Source organism: Komagataeibacter kakiaceti JCM 25156 (assembly GCF_000613305.1).
The window spans coordinates 1-1,958 of the sequence record NZ_BAIO01000446.1 but is presented as its reverse complement, the minus strand read 5'-3'; the positions used below and the strand labels follow the sequence as shown (position 1 = coordinate 1,958).

The window sequence follows — 1,958 nt, the reverse complement described above, 5'->3', positions numbered from 1 at the left end:
CGCCCATGCCCCGCCCTGCCCCCGCCACAATGCGGGCCAGCGTGGCAAGGGTTGCAGCCGGGTGGCGGGATTCAGCCATCAGGGTGTTCCCATTGTTGCGTGTTCCAGTCATATCGCCCGCCCGCAAGCTCACCAAAGGCGACAAGAAACGCCATGCGCCGCACGCGCGGCATGGCCATGGCGACATCCCACGGCACCCCGTTCCTGATCAGGGCCGCGACCTCGATCAGGACGGGATGCCTGCTCAGTTTTTTGCGGCTGCCCTTTCCGCCCCGGCCCTGTCCGGCCCGTCCGTGCCGAACAGCGCGGTGGACAGGGCCTCGATCCCCGCATTGCCGATCTGGTTGGCAAGCTGTTCAAGCTGTAGGCGCGTCTGCGGGCGGATGACGGGCACGGCGTCGATTGCCTCGACCGAGGAGACCATGAGCGCATATTCCAGCCACGCGGTGGATGGTGCCGCCGGGCCAAGCTCCAGCAGCGCCAGCACATCGCCCGGCCCGCGCTCACGGTAGGTTATGGTCCGGCCATCGGCGGTTTTTACGGTCTGTTCCGTCATGTCGAACCTCCCGATCAGGAAATGCGGTTGCGTGCGCGGGCGTTGAAGCTGATGGTCTGGGTCACCAGCATTTCGGACTGGTAGTGCCCCGCATCGGCAAGCTGGATCGAGGCGCCGATGAATTCGAACGTGCTGAGCGAGCCATCGCATTCCGTCACGTACTGGTAGATACTGCCCAGCACCACGGTACCCGCCGCCCAGAAGCCGTTTTCAATGGCGGAAAACAGGTCATCCGCTCCCGAACTGTCGCGCTGGAAGCTGAAATGCCCGTTCCACCCGTTGGGGACGTCATAGAACAGCGGCATGTCATTGAGCGGGCTGGAGGAAAGCGAACTGGTGCGCTGCTGCGCGCTGAAACCCGTTACGGTGGGTAGGTCGATGCGGCTGCCGTCATAGACCAGAACCACCCGGCAGTCGCGACCGATATTGAAGGGTTTGGCGGACATTCACGTCTCCATAAAAAAGGGCGGCCCTCGGGCCGCCCGTAACAGGAACAGACTGGAAAAAAGGTGTCAGGCCGTCGGTGTATCGGTGCTGACCGTGACACTCGCCCCGCCCTGAAGGTTGACGACGAAGAAGCGGTTGATGCCTGGTAGCGCACCTGCACATCCGCGCGGACATAACCCAGCGCCGTGCGCGACTGCGGGTTGTTGGACGTGTCGCACACCACGGCGTAATCCGTGCTGGCCCCCAGAATGCCGGAAGTGACCATGTTGGACAGCGTGCCCAGCAGCACGGCGCGGATATCACCAAACAGGGTGGGCGTGATCACGACGCCTACGAACGCGCCCATGCCCGCGTTGATGGTTTCGGAAATATAGTTGGTCAGGCGGGTGTAACTGTCATCACTGGTGTCGGCGCTGGAGGATGTGTTGATCCCCCCACGCACGGCCCAGTAGGCCCCGCCAGGCACCGGGTTGCACACCACGTCGATTCCGGCGGCGAACAGGGCTGAAAGCTCGGCGGTGGAATAGGTCGCGGCCTGCCCGCTGGAAACCAGACCCGCCTTCTGGCTACCGATCACACCGTAAAGCTGCCGGTTCAGGCTCGACTGTTCGGGGGAAAGCCCGCCCAGAATCCCGGCGGCGAAAGCCTGCGGCGGCACCAGCATGTCGCCATTGGTGTCATCGTCCCACCACAGCCAGTCACCCAGCATGAGCTTCACGCCATAGCAGTCCAGACCCGCCGCGGCCTTCTGCGCCGCCGCATTGGCGATCGTGTCGCCCGCCAGAGTGCAGGCGATCATGTACATTCCTTCCTCCAGCCCGAAAGCGGCCTGCGTGGTCCATGATGTGGCGTCACTCACCCCATGCAGCATCCCGATTGCGCAGCCCTGCCCGCGCAGCGCGTACATGCCGGTGCGCGTGGCGCCGTCAATACCGGTGAAGGCGGCGGTCGCTGG

Annotated in this window: 2 protein-coding genes and 1 pseudogene; all 3 read right to left on the bottom strand. The window is 64.1% G+C overall.

Annotated features, from left to right (window positions below; all coding sequences use genetic code 11):
* Nucleotides 1-244: 244 nt before the first annotated feature.
* On the bottom strand, nt 245-556 hold the full coding sequence (locus JCM25156_RS15090; protein ID WP_025813734.1) for a hypothetical protein: 312 nt from the start codon (nt 554-556) through the stop codon (nt 245-247).
* Nucleotides 557-570: 14 nt separating this feature from the next.
* Nucleotides 571-1,002 (bottom strand): hypothetical protein, encoded by a 432-nt coding sequence (locus tag JCM25156_RS15085; RefSeq protein ID WP_025813733.1) that lies wholly within the window; start codon nt 1,000-1,002, stop codon nt 571-573.
* Nucleotides 918-1,958: pseudogene (locus JCM25156_RS25015) on the bottom strand (hypothetical protein); the annotation flags it as partial. The gene JCM25156_RS15085 and the pseudogene JCM25156_RS25015, both read right to left, overlap by 85 nt.

Bases quoted from the DNA above. Each gene is read 5' to 3' on its own strand.
- JCM25156_RS15090 (WP_025813734.1), bottom strand. From the start codon at position 556: ATGACGGAACAGACCGTAAAAACCGCCGATGGCCGGACCATAACCTAC.
- JCM25156_RS15085 (WP_025813733.1), bottom strand. From the start codon at position 1,002: ATGTCCGCCAAACCCTTCAATATCGGTCGCGACTGCCGGGTGGTTCTG.